Origin of the sequence: Candidatus Pantoea rara (assembly GCF_051136265.1) — a bacterium.
GTDB lineage: Bacteria > Pseudomonadota > Gammaproteobacteria > Enterobacterales > Enterobacteriaceae > Pantoea > Pantoea rara.
The window spans coordinates 1,477,902-1,497,017 of sequence record NZ_CP194942.1 but is presented as its reverse complement, the minus strand read 5'-3'; the positions used below and the strand labels follow the sequence as shown (position 1 = coordinate 1,497,017).

Annotated in this window: 15 protein-coding genes; 1 reads left to right on the top strand and 14 read right to left on the bottom strand. The window is 46.6% G+C overall.

Annotated features, from left to right (window positions below; all coding sequences use genetic code 11):
• The first annotated feature begins 88 nt into the window (after positions 1-88).
• Entirely contained in the window at positions 89-1,387 is a 1,299-nt protein-coding gene (locus ACR8BF_RS07020; RefSeq protein WP_434745768.1) for a succinylglutamate desuccinylase/aspartoacylase family protein, read from the top strand.
• Between the two features lie 35 nt (positions 1,388-1,422).
• On the opposite strand, the gene gndA is transcribed toward ACR8BF_RS07020, so the two are convergent.
• The 14 genes from gndA to ACR8BF_RS06950 all read right to left on the bottom strand — a co-directional run bounded on the left by gndA (position 1,423) and on the right by ACR8BF_RS06950 (position 19,112).
• Positions 1,423-2,832, bottom strand: coding sequence for an NADP-dependent phosphogluconate dehydrogenase (gene gndA, locus ACR8BF_RS07015; protein WP_039659816.1), 1,410 nt, complete (start codon positions 2,830-2,832; stop codon positions 1,423-1,425).
• A gap of 253 nt (positions 2,833-3,085) precedes the next feature.
• On the bottom strand, positions 3,086-5,233 hold the full coding sequence (locus ACR8BF_RS07010) for a glycoside hydrolase family 99-like domain-containing protein (protein WP_179895331.1): 2,148 nt from the start codon (positions 5,231-5,233) through the stop codon (positions 3,086-3,088).
• Between the two features lie 34 nt (positions 5,234-5,267).
• Complete coding sequence (locus ACR8BF_RS07005) at positions 5,268-7,286, bottom strand: methyltransferase domain-containing protein (RefSeq protein ID WP_179895330.1); 2,019 nt, start codon at positions 7,284-7,286, stop codon at positions 5,268-5,270.
• Positions 7,279-8,652 (bottom strand): ABC transporter ATP-binding protein, encoded by a 1,374-nt coding sequence (locus ACR8BF_RS07000; protein ID WP_241528063.1) that lies wholly within the window; start codon positions 8,650-8,652, stop codon positions 7,279-7,281. The genes ACR8BF_RS07005 and ACR8BF_RS07000 overlap by 8 nt, the downstream gene beginning before the upstream one ends.
• Complete coding sequence (locus ACR8BF_RS06995) at positions 8,642-9,475, bottom strand: ABC transporter permease (RefSeq protein ID WP_115765539.1); 834 nt, start codon at positions 9,473-9,475, stop codon at positions 8,642-8,644. Before ACR8BF_RS06995 ends, ACR8BF_RS07000 begins: the two co-directional genes overlap by 11 nt.
• Positions 9,476-9,510: 35 nt before the next feature.
• On the bottom strand, positions 9,511-10,440 hold the full coding sequence (locus tag ACR8BF_RS06990; RefSeq protein WP_179895328.1) for a glycosyltransferase family 2 protein: 930 nt from the start codon (positions 10,438-10,440) through the stop codon (positions 9,511-9,513).
• Between the two features lies 1 nt (position 10,441).
• Positions 10,442-10,990 (bottom strand): dTDP-4-dehydrorhamnose 3,5-epimerase, encoded by a 549-nt coding sequence (gene rfbC / locus ACR8BF_RS06985; RefSeq protein ID WP_115764906.1) that lies wholly within the window; start codon positions 10,988-10,990, stop codon positions 10,442-10,444.
• Positions 10,990-11,871, bottom strand: coding sequence for a glucose-1-phosphate thymidylyltransferase RfbA (gene rfbA / locus ACR8BF_RS06980; RefSeq protein WP_115764907.1), 882 nt, complete (start codon positions 11,869-11,871; stop codon positions 10,990-10,992). The genes rfbC and rfbA overlap by 1 nt, the downstream gene beginning before the upstream one ends.
• 44 nt (positions 11,872-11,915) lie before the next feature.
• A complete protein-coding gene (rfbD, locus tag ACR8BF_RS06975) occupies positions 11,916-12,803 on the bottom strand; it encodes a dTDP-4-dehydrorhamnose reductase (RefSeq protein ID WP_434745767.1) in 888 nt (295 codons plus the stop codon).
• Positions 12,803-13,882 carry a dTDP-glucose 4,6-dehydratase gene (rfbB, locus tag ACR8BF_RS06970; RefSeq protein ID WP_179895326.1) on the bottom strand — a complete coding sequence of 360 codons (1,080 nt, stop codon included), beginning with the start codon at positions 13,880-13,882 and terminating at the stop codon, positions 12,803-12,805. The genes rfbD and rfbB overlap by 1 nt, the downstream gene beginning before the upstream one ends.
• Positions 13,883-14,314: 432 nt before the next feature.
• Positions 14,315-15,328, bottom strand: coding sequence for a UDP-glucose 4-epimerase GalE (gene galE / locus ACR8BF_RS06965; protein ID WP_179895325.1), 1,014 nt, complete (start codon positions 15,326-15,328; stop codon positions 14,315-14,317).
• A 42-nt stretch (positions 15,329-15,370) separates the two neighbouring features.
• Positions 15,371-16,273: a UTP--glucose-1-phosphate uridylyltransferase GalF gene (gene galF, locus ACR8BF_RS06960; protein ID WP_292992175.1), complete on the bottom strand. Its 903-nt coding sequence runs from the start codon at positions 16,271-16,273 to the stop codon at positions 15,371-15,373.
• A gap of 278 nt (positions 16,274-16,551) precedes the next feature.
• Positions 16,552-17,892 carry a lipopolysaccharide biosynthesis protein gene (locus ACR8BF_RS06955; protein WP_031591354.1) on the bottom strand — a complete coding sequence of 447 codons (1,341 nt, stop codon included), beginning with the start codon at positions 17,890-17,892 and terminating at the stop codon, positions 16,552-16,554.
• On the bottom strand, positions 17,889-19,112 hold the full coding sequence (locus tag ACR8BF_RS06950) for a glycosyltransferase (RefSeq protein ID WP_314984410.1): 1,224 nt from the start codon (positions 19,110-19,112) through the stop codon (positions 17,889-17,891). Before ACR8BF_RS06950 ends, ACR8BF_RS06955 begins: the two co-directional genes overlap by 4 nt.
• Positions 19,113-19,116 lie beyond the last annotated feature (4 nt).

Sequence of the window (19,116 nt, the reverse complement as noted above, 5' to 3'; positions counted from 1 at the left end):
TCGTCCTCAACGCGATCCAGCACTATACTTTAACTTTTTCAGGACGGCGCGCTGCCGTCCTTTGCCGATTAAAGGACATTAACACGGTATGCATCAACAACATCATCCACTGTTAAGCGCCTCTTTAGGCACCCAGCGTGAAATCATCAGTTTCCATTTTGCTCCGGACAACGAGCGTCAGGTGTATATCCAGGCTGCGTTGCATGGCGACGAACTGCCCGGTATGGCGGTGGCGTGGTTTCTGAAACAGCGACTGCAGGCACTGGAGTCCGCCGGACAGCTCAAAGCCGCGTTTACGCTGGTTCCGGTTGCGAATCCTCTGGCGCTGGGACAGCACTGGCATGGCACGCATCTGGGTCGCTTCCATACGCTCTCTGGTCAGGACTTTAACCGTCGTTTCCCGTCACTGGGCACCACACTGGCCGCTGGGCTGGCTGAGAGTCTCACGCAGAGTGAGACGCAGAATAAGAGCCTGATTCGTGAGGCAATTGATCGTCATTACCGCGATACGGTGCCGAAAACTGAGCTGGATGCGCAGCGCTACACGCTGATGCGGATGGCCAGTCAGGCGGATCTGATGATTGACCTGCACTGTGACTGGGAAGCCGTACCGCATCTCTACACCACGCCCCATGCCTGGCCGGACATTGAGCCGCTGGCGCGCTGGCTGGGCAGTGAAGTCCAGCTGCTGGCGCAGATCTCTGGCGGTGAGCCGTTTGATGAGGCCTGCTGTGAACCCTGGCTGACGCTGGCAGAGCGGTTTGGCAAAGATTACCCGATGCCGCGTGGATTGCTGCCGGTGACGCTGGAGCTACGTGGTGTGCGTGATGTTTCGCCTGAACAGGCGGAGAAAGATGCGGAGGCCATTATTTCAGCACTGCAGGAAGGCGGTTATATCGGCTACAGCGAACCGTCGATTTCAGTGGAAGTGGCCGCACCCGTTATTGGCGGTGATGAGCTGGTCCCGGCGAGCGCGGGCGGTGACGATATCGTGGCAATCAATGACGGGCCGATTGGATTAAATGTACCCGACCTGGCTGAAGCACCCGGGGAAACGGGCGTAATCAAAGAGCGTCACAGCGAAGGCTCGGCGGCGGCTTCCCCTGCCCTGAAAAATCCACCTACGCCGTTAGCGGGCTGTGAATACATTCATTCGCCGGTATCAGGTCTGATTCTGCATCGTAAGCCACTGGGCGCACTGATTCGTCCGGGAGAAGTGGTGGCTGAGATTGTCGATCCGGTGACCGACCAGATCACGCCTCTGGTGGCAGAATATGGCGGTATTCTCTATGCGAGACACTGGGTGAGGTTTGCAACGGCAGGCATGCTGGTGGTGCGGCTGGCGGGTGAGAAGGAGATTCGGAGCGGGGATTTGCTGATAGGATAAAAAAAGGGCTTCCCGAGGGAAGCCCTTTTTAGTGATTAATCTAACCACTCGGTGTGGAACACACCGTCTTTATCAATGCGCTTATAAGTATGCGCACCGAAGTAGTCACGCTGCGCCTGAATCAGGTTAGCAGGCAGCACTTCTGAACGGTAGCTGTCGTAGTAAGCAATCGCCGCAGAGAAGGTTGGGGTCGGGATGCCGTTCTGAATCGCGTAAGAAACCACATCACGCAGCGCCTGCTGATACTGATCCGCGATATCTTTGAAATATGGCGCCAGCAACAGGTTAGCGATGCCTGCATCTGCTTCATAAGCATCAGTAATCTTCTGCAGGAACTGGGCACGGATGATGCAGCCAGCGCGGAAGATTTTAGCGATTTCACCGTAGTGCAGATCCCAGTTGTTCTCTTCTGACGCTGCGCGCAGCTGTGAGAAGCCCTGCGCATAAGAGACGATTTTACCCAGGTAAAGTGCACGACGAACTTTCTCGATGAACTCTGCTTTGTCACCGGTGAACGCTTTAGCCTGTGGCCCGCTCAGTACTTTAGAGGCTGCCACACGCTGCGTTTTCAGTGAGGAGAGATAACGAGCAAAGACGGACTCAGTAATCAGTGACAGAGGTTCACCAAGATCAAGTGAGCTCTGGCTGGTCCATTTACCGGTGCCTTTGTTAGCGGCTTCATCCAGAATTACATCAACCAGGTATTTACCTTCTTCGTCTTTCTTGGTGAAGATATCTTTGGTGATGTCGATCAGGTAGCTGCTCAGCTCGCCGTTGTTCCACTCGGTGAAGGTTTCAGCCAGCTCTTCGTTGTTCAGGCCCAGTGCGCCTTTCAGCAGAGCATACGCTTCTGCGATCAGCTGCATGTCGCCATACTCGATGCCGTTGTGAACCATCTTCACGTAGTGACCCGCGCCGTCCGGACCGATGTAAGCCACACAGGCTTCGCCATCTTCTGCACGTGCTGCAATCTTATCCAGAATCGGTGCAACCAGCTCGTAGGCTTCTTTCTGGCCGCCAGGCATGATGGATGGGCCTTTCAGTGCGCCCTCTTCACCACCGGAAACACCGGTGCCGATGAAGTTAAAGCCCTGGTCAGACAGCTCTTTGTTACGACGGATGGTGTCTTTATAGAAGGTGTTACCGCCGTCGATCAGGATATCGCCTTTATCCAGATGTGGAGTCAGCGAGGCGATAGTCTTGTCAGTCGCTTCACCCGCCTGAACCATCAGCAGGATACGACGAGGTTTTTCCAGCGATTCGACAAACTCTTCAACGGTATAGAAAGGAGCAAGCTTCTTGCCCTGGTTCTCGGCGATGACTTCATCAGTCTTTTCGCGTGAACGGTTGAAGATTGAAACAGTGTAACCGCGGCTCTCAATGTTAAGAGCCAGATTACGGCCCATCACTGCCATACCTACAACGCCGATCTGTTGCTTGGACATTACATACTCCTGTCTGTGGTCTCGCATGGTGTTACCCGTAACACCACTTTGTAAGTGATCAGTATGTTAACTCAGGATAGCGGATTAAAGGTAATGAATGGTGCGGTCGCGTGATGAAATTATGTTAAGAAAAATCAACCTAATAGGTTAGTGATACTAAACGCGGTTTATCAGTTCAAAAGGCATAAAAAGTTAAAAAACAATGTTAGCCAGCAGGCATCAACCTTAATGAGCATTGATGCCTGACGAACAGTTAAAGTGAGGTAATATCAACCACTTTAAAACCTTGTGCATTAGCTACTGCACCAGTGACCCTTTCGACACTGTGAGCAAGAGTGCCATCTAGCTGACCCGCCTCAAGTTCAAACTCTTCTTCATCCAATAAATTGCTGGCTAAAGGATCGAGAGCATCTTTCCTGAACCAGAACATTGAACCAGCCGGGAAGCTGGTTTTAAATGTTTTAAACAATTCTGGTGAATCCATTCTTGTAAAGAGCTTTTCGAGCCAATATCTGTTGCCCAAATTTATTTCAGGAATGGAAAGATCAGTAATGGAATTTCTTGGTGCAATTATTCCTATATCATCATGAAGCTCAAAATGGTTGATGATTTTGGAGACATGTTCGCGAGATCCAAGAAGATCTGCGAAAAGACTTTCACGCCATTGCTGGCCATCAACCCGATGAGGTGATTTTTTAGTATGAACTTTACAAATATATTTATAACCGAAACCATCAGCGACCTTGAGCGCCTTTATGAAAGGTCGAATATCGCGTCCCCGATTATCCACCATCACAAAAAACACATTAGCAAATGATGCTTTTATTTTCTCAAGAGTGCTTAATTTAACATCACTTCGCATGGTAATAATGAGGTCAAGCTTATCTTGATACTGAGCAATATATTTTTCGACCAATTCGCAAGCCAAATCTTCATAATAAGCATGCAGGATAACAGCAGATTTGAAGCGGGGTTTAAATTCCTGATTAATATCTGCAATAAGTTGATTATCGCAATCATATTTCAAGAGTGAATTACGCAAAATATTTGCTGTAGCATGTAAATATGCATAGCCATTATGACGATCAGGCTCAAGATGTGCACCTTCAGCCCATTCATTCCAGGCGTTGACAAACACAAGGCGTTCTTCAGGTTTGCGTTTCATTGTGGTTTTAATAGCACTATCAAGCCACTTAGCATAGAGCTCAGGTTTAGCATTATAGAAAGAGAAACCTTGAGTAGGCTTTCTGGCTTCATTATCCCATGATGGCATTACTGCTTTGAAACAGGTGAAATTCTCATTATCAATCTTACCTGCTCGCAACGCCAACTCTTCATAGTCATAAACCCGACCAGAAAAGTTCTTATTTAATGGCGTGATGCTATCCGTAATATCTTTTGCGCCAATTTGATGAGGTGGGAATTCAACAATAGCATCAAAGTCATAAGGTTGCGGACTTGAGACATCAAAGGCATTGACGACAACCAGGTAAAGACCGGGTAATCCATTTTTAATGGCATGCTCACGCCAGCGTTTACCCGTCTCCTTGGCATCAGGAAGTGAGCTCGCACGATAAAGAATAAGCAGCGGCTTACCATCCACTCTAATATAACGCTCATCCTTAAGTGCAGGCATGATATCATCTAAAAAGGCAATATCATCTTCTGGAGAATGATTTTGAGAAATCAAAACATCATTTTCAAGGCCGTCCCAACGACGTGTCCAGTTCTCATTAGCCCAACATAAACAAAAATCAATATCGAGCGATTTATCCTTAAGAAAATTTTGTACAGGCGTTTCCATCAGACGCTTTCCACCAAACCAGTAATGATGGAAGCAAAAACCGTTGACCCCATACTGCTTAGCAAGATCAATTTGCTGGCGCATGACCTGGGGTAGACGTAAATCATAAAATCCGAGTTCGCCAGGTAAGCGTGGCTGCTGATGCCCAAGATATTGCGGCCTTGCTTTAGTCACATTTGTCCATTCAGTAAAACCTTCACCCCACCACTCGTTATTTTCTTTGAATGGATGAAATTGCGGGAGATAGTAGGCAATAACCTTTACGGGTAAATCAATACCTTCGAGACTATCAAGCGCCTTAGGTACATAATGGCTTTGTTCGTTAACTTTCAATGAAGCTTTTTTGAAATCAGTTTTTAACCAAGCCTCAATTAGCGAAGACCTATCGTTGATAGACGTTTCATCAAAGGTATTTGCAGAATTAGGATTATAAGCATAAATGCCAGGGTTATTATTCTTATAGGCTGACTGTAGTCTGCTATAGACAGCTTTAACTCCTTCTTCCCTATAAAGCTTCGAGACCAGTTTAATACGATATTTTAAAAGATCGCGATCTCCAGAGGATAACATCTTTCTTGCAAAACGATAGATTTTCAACGTCAACACCCTTATCTGATTTCAGATTGCCAGTTTAATATTTATTCAGCGATTTAGCAGACCGACTGAAAAATGAAGCTAATTTCCATGCTCTTGATGAAGTGATTTTCTGTAATTTATCCGTCTTTACTTTAATCTCTTCCGTAAGTTTTTCTTCTCTGGATTTTTGCTCAGCGGCAACGCTAAGAAGATTGTCAATTTGCGCCTGCAACCGCGAACAGGATTCTTGTGCATCTATCAACTCTTTCTCTTTTACATCCAATAAAGTATTCTTACCAAATATCTCTTCGCCTTTCTCCTTAATCTGCTTTTCGACATCCTTAATTTGATTTTCAACATTGGTTACAGTTGATGAGAGATCCTGATTAGAATTATAGACTCTGGCGAGTTCGCTTTTATAATCATTCAAGAAATCACGGACAACGAAAAACGAATTTTTATAGCGCTCAAAAAGATCATTATTGTCAACGTTTACTACTTTCGAAACCAGAGCAACCTCTTGTTTTAAGTATTCATTAAAATGCTCTTCGGTTAGCTCTGGGAAAATTTGCGTTACTATAAACTTTGTGGTGGTAAATACATTAGAATCTGACAAATCTTTTGTAGGAGCGATGGATGTCACTCGTAATAATGAGTTGAACACGCCTCTGAAAACCAAATATGAAAGCATCAATGGCGTATCAGAGCTTAATTCCAAATCAAATATTTTGTAACCTTGCTCCGTTTTAATAATATTAAACGGAGTTGCGTCCAGATATTCAGGAGGAAGCTCAGTGTTCCATGTCCAGGAATCCGAATCATTTCCAGTAATCAGTGCTTTACTAATCCAGAGTTTGGCCCATTCAACAACAGTGCTGAGTTGCCATCCGTGTTTATTTATAATACTTACCAAGCTTAACCACAGGCTTTCACCTTGATGGAAAGGCTCTTCGTTAATAAACTCACCAGAGATTTTGTAACTTTCAATCTTATAATTGCCATTAACTTCAAGAAACTTTATTTTCTTCTGACTATCGTTAATTCTGGCATCGGAATAGTACCATGCTAAAGTATTATCGCTTTCGTGACTTACCTGTGCGACCGAAGCGATCATCAAAAACGAATTTGACAAATCCGATGCAAGCTCATTATTCCAAATTATTTTTGTTGATTCTTCTAATGAGAATGTATAGGAATCCGGTGCCTGAGCATCCTTATGATGGACTTCGCTTACTAAAGGATAAATTACAGAACTTCGTTTTTGATGTCCATAAGGAGTAATAACCAGAGTAGGAAGCTTATAGTCAGGAAAAGGCAAAAATTCCTCAACATTGCTGAATCCTACATTTTTCATCATTTGGAGTAGTTCCACTCTACCAAAAGTGCGGACACCATTAATATGATAGGCATTGTTGATACCCACCATTGGTATACCCAAATGATCCTCCTTGGCCCCGGACAAGTACTTCATGCCGAGTTGGTTCTCAATGGCTACAAATAATGAACCATCTGATGTTAATCTCTTCTTGCAGAATGACAAAAGTGATAACTGCCCCTCACTCCCCAAGAAACATTGAGCATATTCAAGGACGCCGATTAACAAGACATAATCAAACTCACCAATATCTGGAATTTTATCGCTAGAACAATTGATTACGGTAACATTTGATAAGTCTTTGCAGCGATTGCGTGTTATTGATGCCCTTCTTTTACTGCCTTCGATGGCAATCACTTCAGCGCCAGCTTCAGCTATGAAACGTGTTATCGCACCACAGCCACATCCAATCTCCAGAACACGTTTACCCTTGAATTTTTTCCCGAAAGGTCTCAGTAAGTTAGATCTTTTTGAAGTTAAATGATATTGTGAAGGCCAGTCTTTTATATACCCAGCGAGCTCCTGCGAAAGCACGGAACAGTCCTGAGCCTTGGTAACGACATCTAAAATATAGTTTTCGTGATAATCGCCGTCATTATAATTGAATTCCTGCTGATCTTTTTCGATCCAGATATTAATTTCAGCATCATAAACAAAATCAGACGATAACAGTACCGTTGAAAGTTTTTCTTTATTCACAGTTAATCGAAGCCTCTAAATTTACCAGACCTAAAAACTCTGGGGTAGGTTCTACTGTAATATGAATTGAATCATATCTCCGATCGTGCGGAACTACCTCTCCTGATGTATCATAGCTGGCAAGGCCTATTGAAATAAAATAGTCGCCCTGGAAAAGGCGCATTGGCATTTCAATATTAACTATATGTGACTTTCCTTCTTCTCCAACTTCAATAAAAGGTATTTCTAATATATTTGTGTTGGTATTATAAATTGTCACCCCCTCTTTGGTTTTAACGGCAAAACCAAATATAGGCCTGAAAATGGTCAAGTTGAATTTAACAAGAAACTTAAGTTTGATACTTCCATTACCCGATACACTGAACGGATAGAGGTTCTCACCTTGAACGATTGAGAAATCCTGAATCTCAGCAGCCCTGTCGCCCCAGCGGAATTCGTTGGAATTGTAATTATTACGTTTTTCGAAGCCATTTTCTTCTAAAGCGACGACAGGCTCAATCTCCTGACTTACATTAAACCTTTCAGTCTGGTCTTTTTCAATCTTGCTGGCTGACTTAAGATGATTATCCTCTTTGCTTCGCTTCGCATTGGCTGAGGATGACTTTCCAAAAAGTAGATCGAGATACTTATTAACAATATCTTTTGGAGCACCGTTATCTACAATTGAACCATCGTTAAGTAGTATTGCTTTATCACAGTGGGTAATGATCTGTTCAGTTGCATGGGATACAAAAAGAATTGATGTACCATCATTTTTAAGTTGTTTCAGTCTGGCAAAGCATTTTGCCTGAAACTTAGCATCCCCGACGGCTAATGCCTCATCAACAATTAATATCTCTGGATCAATTTGCGCCTGTACAGCAAATGCAAGACGAACCATCATTCCGCTTGAATAAGTTTTAACAGGGTTATTAATAAAATGCCCAATGTCGGCAAAAGATAAGATATCATCTAACTTAGTATCAATTTCTTCTTTAGTCAGACCTAAGAGTGCACCGTTTAGATAGACATTTTCACGTCCAGTAAAATCGCCATTAAATCCAGCCCCTAATTCAAGTAAGGCAGCGACACGTCCTTGAATATTTACAGATCCTTGGGTAGGGGACAATGTGCCTGCAATAATCTGCAATAGAGTTGACTTACCGGAGCCATTTCGTCCGACCACACCCAGTGTTTCGCCTTTGGGTAAATTAAAACTTATATCCTGAAGCGCCCAAAATTCTTCATGGTATACCCGGGGTACTTTACCAAGTTTACGTTCAATATTAGGTACTATAAATTGCTTGAGTCTTCTGACAGGACTATCGAAGACCTGATAGCATTTGCTAACATCGATTATTTCTAATGCATTATCTTTAGATAACATCAGCAAATCCCTTACGTGTTTTCTGGAACCAGAAGTAACTAAACCATAATATTACTGTTGAGATACAACCATATATTAACAGTCCATTAAAATCAGGCAGCCTACCCCAGATAACAACTTCCCTGGTTTGCTCGATTATGAATGTCAATGGATTAGATAATATGATGACCTGATATTTCTGAGGCACAGAAGAAAGTGGATAAAAAACAGGCGAAAGGAAAAGTATTACCGTAATTAACAACGTTATAAACTGTCCCAAATCCCTGATAAATACGCCCAGCGAAGAAATCAAAAAACTTAAAGCTAATACTAAAATCAATACGGGAATAAATACAACAGGAAGCAATACCGCCGTCCAGTGGATATATCCATTCGCAAAAGTAAATGCCAGTAACAGCACAAAAATGTTGATTAACGCCTGAAAACATGCAGATAACAAAGCTATTACAGGAAAAGAATCAAGTGGGAAAACAACTTTTTTGACATAATTAGCATTGTTAAGTATTAACGTGGGTGATTTAGTCAGCACCTCGCCAAATATTCCATGCACAATTAGCCCAGCGAAAAGGATAATAGCAAACTGTGCTTTTGACTCATTTGCCGCAGCATTCCCCCAGCGTGCATTAAACACTTCTGAAAACACGAGTGTATATACAGCCAGCATAAAAACAGGGTTTATGAAAGACCAGAAGATGCCCATCACCGACCCTTTATATCTGCTTATAACATCGCGTTTGGTCATTTCGAAAATAATATGTCTATTAATATAGGTATTCTTGCATAACGACCACAGGGATGTATCGTGTTTAGTATTCTGCTGCAAAATTTCACCTTTTAACGAATAAATTTATCTATCCATTATAATTTCTTCAGGATAATGGCAACATATAGACCTAATGTACCTAAAAAAGTTTGTCGGTACATGTCTAATTTCCTGAATACATACAGTCTTTTAAATAAATTACTATTCCTGGCCTCATTAAAGCTATCAAGAATACATTTATTCTCCGGGGTAATATTTACGTCTGTTTTATTCAAAGCGTAAATATTGGAGTCTATCCACTTCTTAAAATGCCCATCCAGAAGACCCGAAATGCGTTTAAACCTGGCCAGCCAGCCTAAATTCGAGCCAACTATATTATTAGTATGTTGCCGATAACTAATAGATGGTTTCGGATCGTAGAAAATATTTCCACCTACAGCTGTAATGACTATATATATCCACCAATCGTGAGATATAATTTCTACATCTCCAGGCGTTTTATTAATGATATTTCTGGCGGCTCGATTCAATACCATCGTATTACCGCCAGCTATACTTTGGATAAGGGCATTTTTAAAAGAAGGAGGTTTACTAAATAGTGGCGACTCACCTAAGTGGAGACAATTTTCATCAACCAACGATGTTCGACCACAATAAACAGATGGAGTATTGCAATCATAACCAGATAGAATAGATACACTCATGGTTAACTTGTTGGGCATCCACTCATCATCCTGATCACAAAAAGCGTAATAGTCGAAATTATCACCGCTCTTTTCAAGTAATGATAAAAAGTTCCAGGCAAATCCCTTGCCTGGACCATTGAATATAACAAAACGCTCACTGCCCAACTTGTCCTGATAAGATCGTAATATATCAAGAGTCCCATCAGTTGAGCCATCATCCGAGACAAACACCGTCCACTCGGTTTCAGTCTGATTTATAATAGAATCAATCTGTTGCCTTATATATTGGCTTCCATTGTAGGAACATAAAAGAACAGCGATGCTTGATGTTTTATCCATTTCAGTCGAAAGTTTCTGCGTTGTTAAGCAATACGCCATCTTTATCTTTGCCAGATAAAGTCATTTCTTCAACTTCAGGCCATTCAATATTTATCTGTGGATCATTCCACAAAATACTTCTCTCAGACTGTGGCGCATAATAATTTGTGGTTTTATAAATAAACTGTACGCGTTCTGATAATGTAATAAAACCGTGAGCAAAACCTTCTGGAATCCAGAGCTGACGATTGTTTTCAGCGCTTAAATGCACACCTACCCACTGTCCGAATGTCTCTGATGAACGTCTGATATCAACAGCCACATCAAATACTTCACCTTCGACGCAACGCACAAGTTTACCCTGCGCATGCGGGTCAAGTTGATAATGCAGACCTCTCAACACGCCTTTTTTGGACATGGAGTGATTGTCCTGAACAAAATCGACATGACGACCAACAGCTTTATCAAAAATTGACTGATTGAAGCTTTCCAGGAAAAATCCGCGATCATCGCCAAACACTTTAGGCTCAATGATCTTCACATCAGCAATTTTAGTATCAATAATGTTCATTATAAACGTCCTTCAACCAGAGCCATCAAGTACTTGCCATAGTCATTTTTGAGATAAGGTTTAGCCAGTTCTGCCACCTGTTCACGATCGATGAATCCCATTCTGTATGCGATTTCTTCCGGGCAGGCAACTTTTAAGCCCTGACGTGACTCAATAGTCTGAATAAAATTGTTTGCTTCCATCAGGCTCTGATGCGTACCGGTATCAAGCCAGGCATGACCGCGACCCATAATTGATACTGAAAGTTTGCCCTGCTCCATGTAGATACGGTTGATATCCGTAATCTCCAGTTCACCGCGGGGTGAAGGTGCAAGGTTTTTTGCCATTTCCACAACACTGTTGTCATAGAAATAAAGACCGGTCACGGCATAGTTGCTGCGTGGATGTTCAGGTTTTTCTACCAGAGAAATGGCTTTACCATCTTTATCAAATTCAACAACGCCATAACGCTCTGGGTCAGTGACGTGATAGGCAAAAACGGTTGCCCCATCATCTTTTAATGATGCCGCTTCAAGTTGCTTGTAGAGATCGTGACCATAGAAAATATTGTCGCCAAGAATCAGTGCGACTGAATCGTCACCAATAAACTCTTCACCAATGATGAAGGCTTGCGCCAGGCCATCCGGGCTTGGTTGTACTTTATACTGAATGGAGATGCCCCACTGGGAACCATCACCTAACAGGCTCTCAAAACGCGGTGTGTCCTGCGGCGTACTGATGATCAGGATATCGTTGATCCCTGCCAGCATTAGCGTACTGAGGGGATAGTAAATCATCGGCTTGTCGTAAACTGGCAGCAATTGTTTGCTGACTGCCATGGTTACAGGGTAAAGACGCGTTCCAGAACCACCTGCGAGAATAATACCTTTATTCTTTTTCACTATTTCACCTTAATTGGCCAGGCCGCTATTGCGGCCTGCTTCTATTAAATAAGAGTTTCAAGCAACATACGTTCAACGCCGACCGTCCAGTCGGGTAAATTCAGACCAAAGGCCTGTTGAAACTTCTCTGTATTCAGTCTCGAATTAGCAGGTCGCTTAGCCGGCGTAGGGAATGCACTGGTTGGCACAGCATTGATCGCCTGTACTTGCAGTTCGATGCCTTGTGCTTTCGCAAACTCTATCACTTTAGATGCATAAGCATGCCAGGTCGTCTCACCTGCAGCAATGAGATGATAGGTACCAGCAACAGTAGGTTTGTTCAGTGCCACTCTGATTGCATGAGCCGTGCAGTCAGCAATCAACTCCGCGCCAGTAGGCGCGCCAAACTGATCGTTTATCACTGACAGGGATTCCCGATCTTTTGCCAGTTTCAACATCGTTTTGGCAAAGTTATTGCCTTTAGCTGCGTAGACCCAACTGGTGCGGAAGATGAGATATTTCGTCATATTGCTGACGATGGCCTCCTCCCCTTCCAGCTTCGTCTGTCCGTAGATATTCAGCGGAGCGGTTGCATCATCTTCGCTCCAGGGTCTATCACCTGAACCGTCAAAAACGTAATCTGTTGAGTAGTGAACCAGCCACGCGCCGATTTCCTCAGCTGCCTGTGCCAATGCATCAATAGAGGTTGCATTGACCAGGCGCGCTTTATCTTGCTCAGATTCAGCTTTATCAACAGCAGTGTAAGCCGTGGCATTCACGATCACGGTGGGTCTGAGCTTGCGGACTGTCTCGGCGATGCCAGCAGGATTTTCAAAATCACCACAGTAATCAGTTGATTGACGGTCAACGACAGTCAATTTTCCAAGCGGAGCCAGCGCTCGTTGTAACTCCCAACCCACCTGACCATGTTTACCAAAAAGCAGAATATCCATTAGCTACGTTTCTCGTAGTTTTGTTCAATCCAGTTCTGGTATGCACCACTCTTCACATGCTCAACCCACTGTGAATTGTTCAGGTACCATTCAACCGTTTTCTTCAGACCTGTTTCAAACGTCTCTTCCGGTTTCCAGCCAAGATCTTTCTCAATCTTCGCGGCGTCGATCGCGTAGCGACGGTCATGCCCTGGACGGTCCTGAACGTAAGTGATTTGATCGCTATAAGGTGTCGCTTTTGGACGCAGCTCATCCAGCAGCTCGCAGACTTTCATCACAACATCGAGGTTTTTCTTTTCGTTATGACCGCCGATGTTATAAGTCGTGCCGGTTTTTGCATTTTTCACTACGGTATAGAGCGCGCGCGCGTGATCTTCAACATAAAGCCAGTCACGAATCTGGTCGCCTTTGCCATAGATAGGCAACGGTTTGCCTTCAAGCGCGTTGCTGATAATCAGCGGGATCAGTTTTTCCGGGAAATGGTAAGGACCGTAGTTGTTCGAGCAGTTGGTCACAATCACCGGTAATTTATAGGTGCGGCCCCAGGCGCGAACCAGATGATCGCTGGCTGCCTTGGTTGAAGAGTAAGGGCTGCTGGGTGCATAAGGGGTTTCTTCAGTAAACAGCGGCAGTTCACCGTCCATTTCGTCCGGATGCGGTAAATCGCCATAAACTTCATCTGTAGAGATGTGATGAAAACGGAATGCTGCTTTACGTTCTTCAGGCAATGCGTTCCAGTACTGACGGGTCGCTTCTAACAGTGCGTAGGTGCCAACCACGTTGGTCTGAACAAACTCGGCCGGGCCGGTAATCGAGCGGTCAACATGGCTTTCAGCGGCCAGATGCATAATGGCATCAGGCTGAAATTCATTTAATGCTTCAGTGATAGCCTGGCCGTCGCAGATATCGATCTGCTTAAAGGTGTAGCGTGGATTACCGCTAACCTCTTTCAACGATTCAAGATTGCCTGCATAGGTTAGTTTATCAACGTTAATGACTTCATCATTCGTATTGTTGATAACATGACGCACAACCGCTGAACCGATAAAACCTGCACCACCAGTGATAAGTATCTTCATAACGTGTTTATTCCTGACAAGCTATCTGAGGCATGGGCGCCTGAATAAAAAGCAGACAATCATAGGCGTTTTCAGGGCACGCTACCGCCCCTGGGTTACAGCTCCCACGATGCTGATTATCTTTGACCGAATGAGTGTGCTGACAACATAAACCTGCCAGATGTTCAGCATTCAGTTGATTGATATCACTTTATTAATGAAATTGTTTAAGTGGGTTTATCATTCAACAATCGTAAATTCTATCACTCAGGTATAGCTATTACGAATAAAATGCGATTATGTGACAGGTGTTAGTTCAACTAATGAGCATTTTATCGGGCAGGTGATGGTTGCTGATGCGTCAGAGTGATGCAATCAGAATTTTGAGAAAGGTCTGATGAGATAATTCAAATCAAAGATAAGAAAGGCGAACCTGAGTTCGCCTTTTTGATGTTACCGAAACCCATCCGGGTTCTTGCTCTGCCAGTTCCACGTATCGCGCATCATCTCATCGATGCCGCGCGTCACGCGCCAGTCGAGCGTCGTGTTTGCCAGGGAGGCATCGGCCCAGAACGCAGGCAGGTCGCCGTCACGACGTGGTTTGATTTCGAAAGGAATCGCTTTACCAGACGCCTTCTCAAACGCTTTGATCATCTCCAGCACGGAGAAGCCTTTGCCGCCGCCCAGGTTGAAGGCGGTGTAGCCTTCCACTTTGCTCAGATGATCCAGTGCTTTCAGGTGCCCTTCCGCCAAATCAACCACGTGGATGTAGTCACGCAGGCAGGTACCGTCTGGCGTATCGTAATCGCCGCCAAACACACCCAGCTTCTCCAGACGACCAATCGCGACCTGTGCGATGTACGGCAGCAGGTTGTTAGGAATGCCGGCCGGATCTTCACCGATTTCGCCTGACTCATGCGCGCCAACCGGGTTGAAGTAACGCAGAGCAATCGATTTAAACTTCGGTTCTGCTTTAGCGAAGTCGCGCATCACGAATTCGGTCATCAGCTTAGAGGTGCCGTAAGGACTGGTGGTGCCGCCAATCGGCGTGGTCTCAACGTATGGAACCGGTGCATCTGCGCCATAGACGGTCGCTGATGAGCTGAAGATGAAGTTCCAGACGCCAGCATTACGCATCTCTTCCAGCAGTACCACGGTGCCCGCTACGTTGTTCTCGTAGTACTCCAGCGGCATACGGGTCGATTCACCTACGGCTTTAAGGGCTGCAAAGTGGATTACGGCTGAAATGCTGTTGGAGGCGAACAGGTCACGCAGACAGGCACGGTCACGGATATCGCCTTCAACGAAGGTCGCTTTTTTACCCGCCAGTTTCTCAACGCGGTTAATCGCTTCGCGTGAGGCATTGCAGAGGTTATCCAGAACCACAACATCATCACCGCGCTGCAACAGCGCCAGTACCGTATGGGAGCCGATATACCCTGCTCCACCCGTTACTAAAATTGCCATGTGAGCTCCTTTCAATCTGCCGCGCAGAACGCGGCGAATTTATTACTTTTGTTTTGCGAGGATGGTCTGGATAGCTTCGCGGAAATCACGACCCTGTGCGTTGCTGCGCAGGCCGTAAGAGACAAACGCCTGCATGTAACCGAGTTTACGACCGCAGTCGAAACTGTGACCGGTCATCAGCGAAACATCAACGGTTTTGTGTTTGCTCAGGCTGGCAATCGCATCGGTCAGCTGGATACGGCCCCACGCGCCTGGCTCAGTGCGCTCCAGTTCCGCCCAGATATCAGCAGAAAGCACATAGCGGCCTACCGCAGCCAGGTCAGAGCTCAATCCGGCGGTATCTTCAGGCTTCTCAACGAAATCGGTAATGGTGCTGATGTCGCCAGGATGCTCAATCGGCTCTTCAGTGGTGATCACCGAGTACTCAGTCAGATTGGACGCTGGCATATGCTGCGCCAGGACCTGGCTGTGGCCGGTCTCTTCGAAACGGGCAACCATCGCAGCGAGGTTATAACGCATGTGGTCAGCAGTCGAATCATCCAGCAGGACGTCTGGCAGCACGACCACGAACGGATTATCACCGATCATCGGACGGGCACAGAGAATCGAGTGGCCCAGGCCCAGCGGCTGCGCCTGGCGCACGTTCATGATGGTTACGCCTGGCGGGCAGATAGACTGCACTTCGCTCAGCAGCTGGCGCTTCACGCGCGCTTCCAGCAGTGCTTCCAGCTCATAGGTGGTGTCGAAGTGGTTTTCTACCGCATTTTTCGATGCATGCGTGACCAGCACAATCTCTTTAATGCCCGCGGCAACACACTCGTCAATGATGTACTGGATCATCGGTTTGTCGACGACAGGCAGCATCTCTTTCGGAATGGCTTTAGTCGCAGGGAGCATATGCATACCGAGGCCCGCAACCGGGATTACTGCTTTAAGCTTGGTCATATTTATTCCGTTTAATAAAATGAAGATGTGGGTCGATTATGCAGGATCGGCCGGAAGAGCAAGTATAATCTTTATCTGAAAAGCGGACAGTAACTCTCTGTCGTAACTTGGAAATTCGGCATTTTGCCCATTGCCAGCGACGACATAAACTGAGTAAAGACAATCAGTAATCGAATATCGCCACTGCGATTTCTCTCCCTGGTTGCCAGGTGGCTGAGGCCAGCCATAAATGAAAACGGGCGACCCTGAGGTCGCCCGTTGATATATCTGTGCTGTAATCAGAGCCAGCCTTCAAACCACTCCGGCATCACAAACAGATTAAAGTGATTCACCAGCAACATGATACCGACAAATACCACCGACACCGCCACCCATTGCCGGGCATAAGGAATAAACCGAATGCCAATAACCGGTTTAATGAAGAACGGATGAGCCAGGGCCGAAATCAGGATCTGCGAGATAGAGAGCGTCAGCGCCACATAGAGCACGTTTGGCCAGATAAAGGTGGTCGCCAGCACCGCCAGAACCACAATACTCGCCACAATGTTCCAGTAGAACTCAACGTTGGTCCGTCCGTTGGCCTGCGAAATCGCGCCAGTCAGCCCCCCCATCGGTCGCAGCATACCAAACAGCAGCATCAGCGGGATCAGGTGATAGACCTGCTCATGCGATGCGCCATACAGGACACGCACAATGACGGGTGACAGGATGCCAATCGCCAGGTACATCGCGCTGCTGAACAGCATGATCCCCAGCGTGCCCTTCAGGAACAGCTTCTTCAGCTGCTCGGCATCGTGCTGTTTCTCAGCAAAGCGCGGCAGTGCCAGGCGGTTGATCACCGGCGTCACCAGCTTCAGCGGTTGCAGCACCAGCTCTTTCGCCAGCGAGTAAACACCCAGCATCTCAGCGCCCATCACTTTACCGACCACCAGGGCATCGGCCTGGGTACGCAGCTGGTTAATGGTCTGCGAACCGAGCTGATAGCTGCCGTAGCGAATCGCACCAATGAAGGTCGCTTTGTCAAACTCCCAGGTCGGCCGCCAGGACTTCTCACCCAGCGCAATCATGCAGAGGATGCGGGTAAAGGCGTTGATGAACAAGCCAAGAATCGCCGCCGCCACGGTGAGCGAGGTGAACTCCAGCATCGCCACCACACAGAGGAAGGCAAACAGCTTGGTGCCCATCTCAATCTTCGCCAGCGACACCATCCGCTTGGTTTTGATGTAGTGCGCCTGATACTGCGACAGATGCCCCAGCACCAGGAAGTTCAGGCTGGTCAGCATGATCAGACCCACCAGCTCTGGCAGATGATAGAACCAGGAGACCGGGAAAGCGATCAGCAGCATGATCAGACCGGTACATAAGCTGAGTGAGACGTTCACCCAGTAGATGGTGCTCTGCTCACGACGGGTAATGTTCTGGCGATGCACCAGATAACTGCTCATCCCCATATCCTGCAGCACGCCCGCCACCGCAAGGATGGCGTTGATGATGGCTAACAGCCCCAGCTCGTGGGTTTCCAGTTTGCGGGCGAGAAAGCTTAGCTGTGCAACCTGCAGCACCGCCGAAAAGCAGGTGCTGCCGAACAGCCAAATCGCCTGTGACTTAAATCCACTCACACCAGTTGCTCCAGAATCTGTGCCAGTTCGCCGTAGGCGATATGCTGATTAAATTCAGTCTCAACTTTGTGACGTGCGGCCGCGACGACCGGTGCCACATCCACTTCGCCCTGAGAGAGCTTCAGCAGCGTCTCCGCCAGGGCCTCAGGATCGTCCTCTTCCACCAGCCAGCCTGAAACGTTGTTCTCAATCAGTTCCGGAATGCCGCTATGGAACGTTGAGACCACCGGCAGGCCAACCGCCATTGCCTCCATCAGTGCGACCGGAATGCCTTCCATGTCCCCATCTGCGGCAGTTTTGGATGGCAGCAGGAAGATATCAGCCTCGCTCAGTGCACGACGGATCTCCTCCTGCGGTTTAAAGCCCGGCATGCTAACGCAATCTTCCATTCCCTCGCGGGCGATGAAATCACGCATCATCTCATCCTGATCACCGTTACCGATGATGGTGTACTGAAACTGGCCGCCACGCTGTTTCAGGATGGCGCTGGCTTTCACTGCCACATCCAGCCCTTTCTTCTCGGTCAGACGCGCGACTGAAACGATACGCAGCGGCGTCTGGAACGCCTGACGCGGCTGGAAGTTAAACTTCTCCGGCTCAATACCCATTCGCGTAACGTGAATTTTTTCCGGCGGGCAGCCCATCTCAATCAGTTTGTTCTCCCACAGATGGCTGATAGGCAGCATCAGCTCGCTCTGGCGGAACAGATTCACATAATCAAGTTTGTGCTCTTCCAGAATGTGGCGACGCGAAATATCGGCGCCATGAAACACGGTTGCCTGTTTACCCTTGAGCACGCCCAGTTCACGCAGTTTGTTCGCCAGCGCACCGGCATAGCCGAAATGCACCAGAAATACATCTGCGGTGAAGGTCTGCTTTGCATTCGCCACAATCGACGGCAGCAGCAGTTTGCTGGACTGCGCACCGTAACGGCGCACATTCAGTGAACGCAGCAGCGATGGCCGGGTCACTTTTGGCAGCACCAGCCTGATGCGCTGGTTCAGCTTATCGACAATTGAAATCTTCTCTTCCGGCAGCAGATAGTGCGTCTTCGCTGCCAGACCATACTCATCAAATGCAGCATGCCGGTTCACTAAATCGCCGGGAAAGACTGAAATTATCTCCACCTCGTAACCGGCATCAATAAAATGGGTCACCTGATTTAGTACGAATGTCTCAGAGGCAACCGGGAAACGCATGGTGAAAAAAGTCAGTTTCATCACA

What these genes read in the sequence shown, in the direction of transcription:
- ACR8BF_RS07020 (WP_434745768.1), top strand. Translation starts at nt 89, where the DNA reads ATGCATCAACAACATCATCCACTGTTAAGCGCCTCTTTAGGCACCCAG.
- gndA (WP_039659816.1), bottom strand. Translation starts at nt 2,832, where the DNA reads ATGTCCAAGCAACAGATCGGCGTTGTAGGTATGGCAGTGATGGGCCGT.
- ACR8BF_RS07000 (WP_241528063.1), bottom strand. Translation starts at nt 8,652, where the DNA reads ATGTTATCTAAAGATAATGCATTAGAAATAATCGATGTTAGCAAATGC.
- ACR8BF_RS06990 (WP_179895328.1), bottom strand. Translation starts at nt 10,440, where the DNA reads ATGGATAAAACATCAAGCATCGCTGTTCTTTTATGTTCCTACAATGGA.
- rfbC (WP_115764906.1), bottom strand. Translation starts at nt 10,990, where the DNA reads ATGAACATTATTGATACTAAAATTGCTGATGTGAAGATCATTGAGCCT.
- rfbD (WP_434745767.1), bottom strand. Translation starts at nt 12,803, where the DNA reads ATGGATATTCTGCTTTTTGGTAAACATGGTCAGGTGGGTTGGGAGTTA.
- rfbB (WP_179895326.1), bottom strand. Translation starts at nt 13,882, where the DNA reads ATGAAGATACTTATCACTGGTGGTGCAGGTTTTATCGGTTCAGCGGTT.
- galE (WP_179895325.1), bottom strand. Translation starts at nt 15,328, where the DNA reads ATGGCAATTTTAGTAACGGGTGGAGCAGGGTATATCGGCTCCCATACG.
- galF (WP_292992175.1), bottom strand. Translation starts at nt 16,273, where the DNA reads ATGACCAAGCTTAAAGCAGTAATCCCGGTTGCGGGCCTCGGTATGCAT.
- ACR8BF_RS06950 (WP_314984410.1), bottom strand. Translation starts at nt 19,112, where the DNA reads ATGAAACTGACTTTTTTCACCATGCGTTTCCCGGTTGCCTCTGAGACA.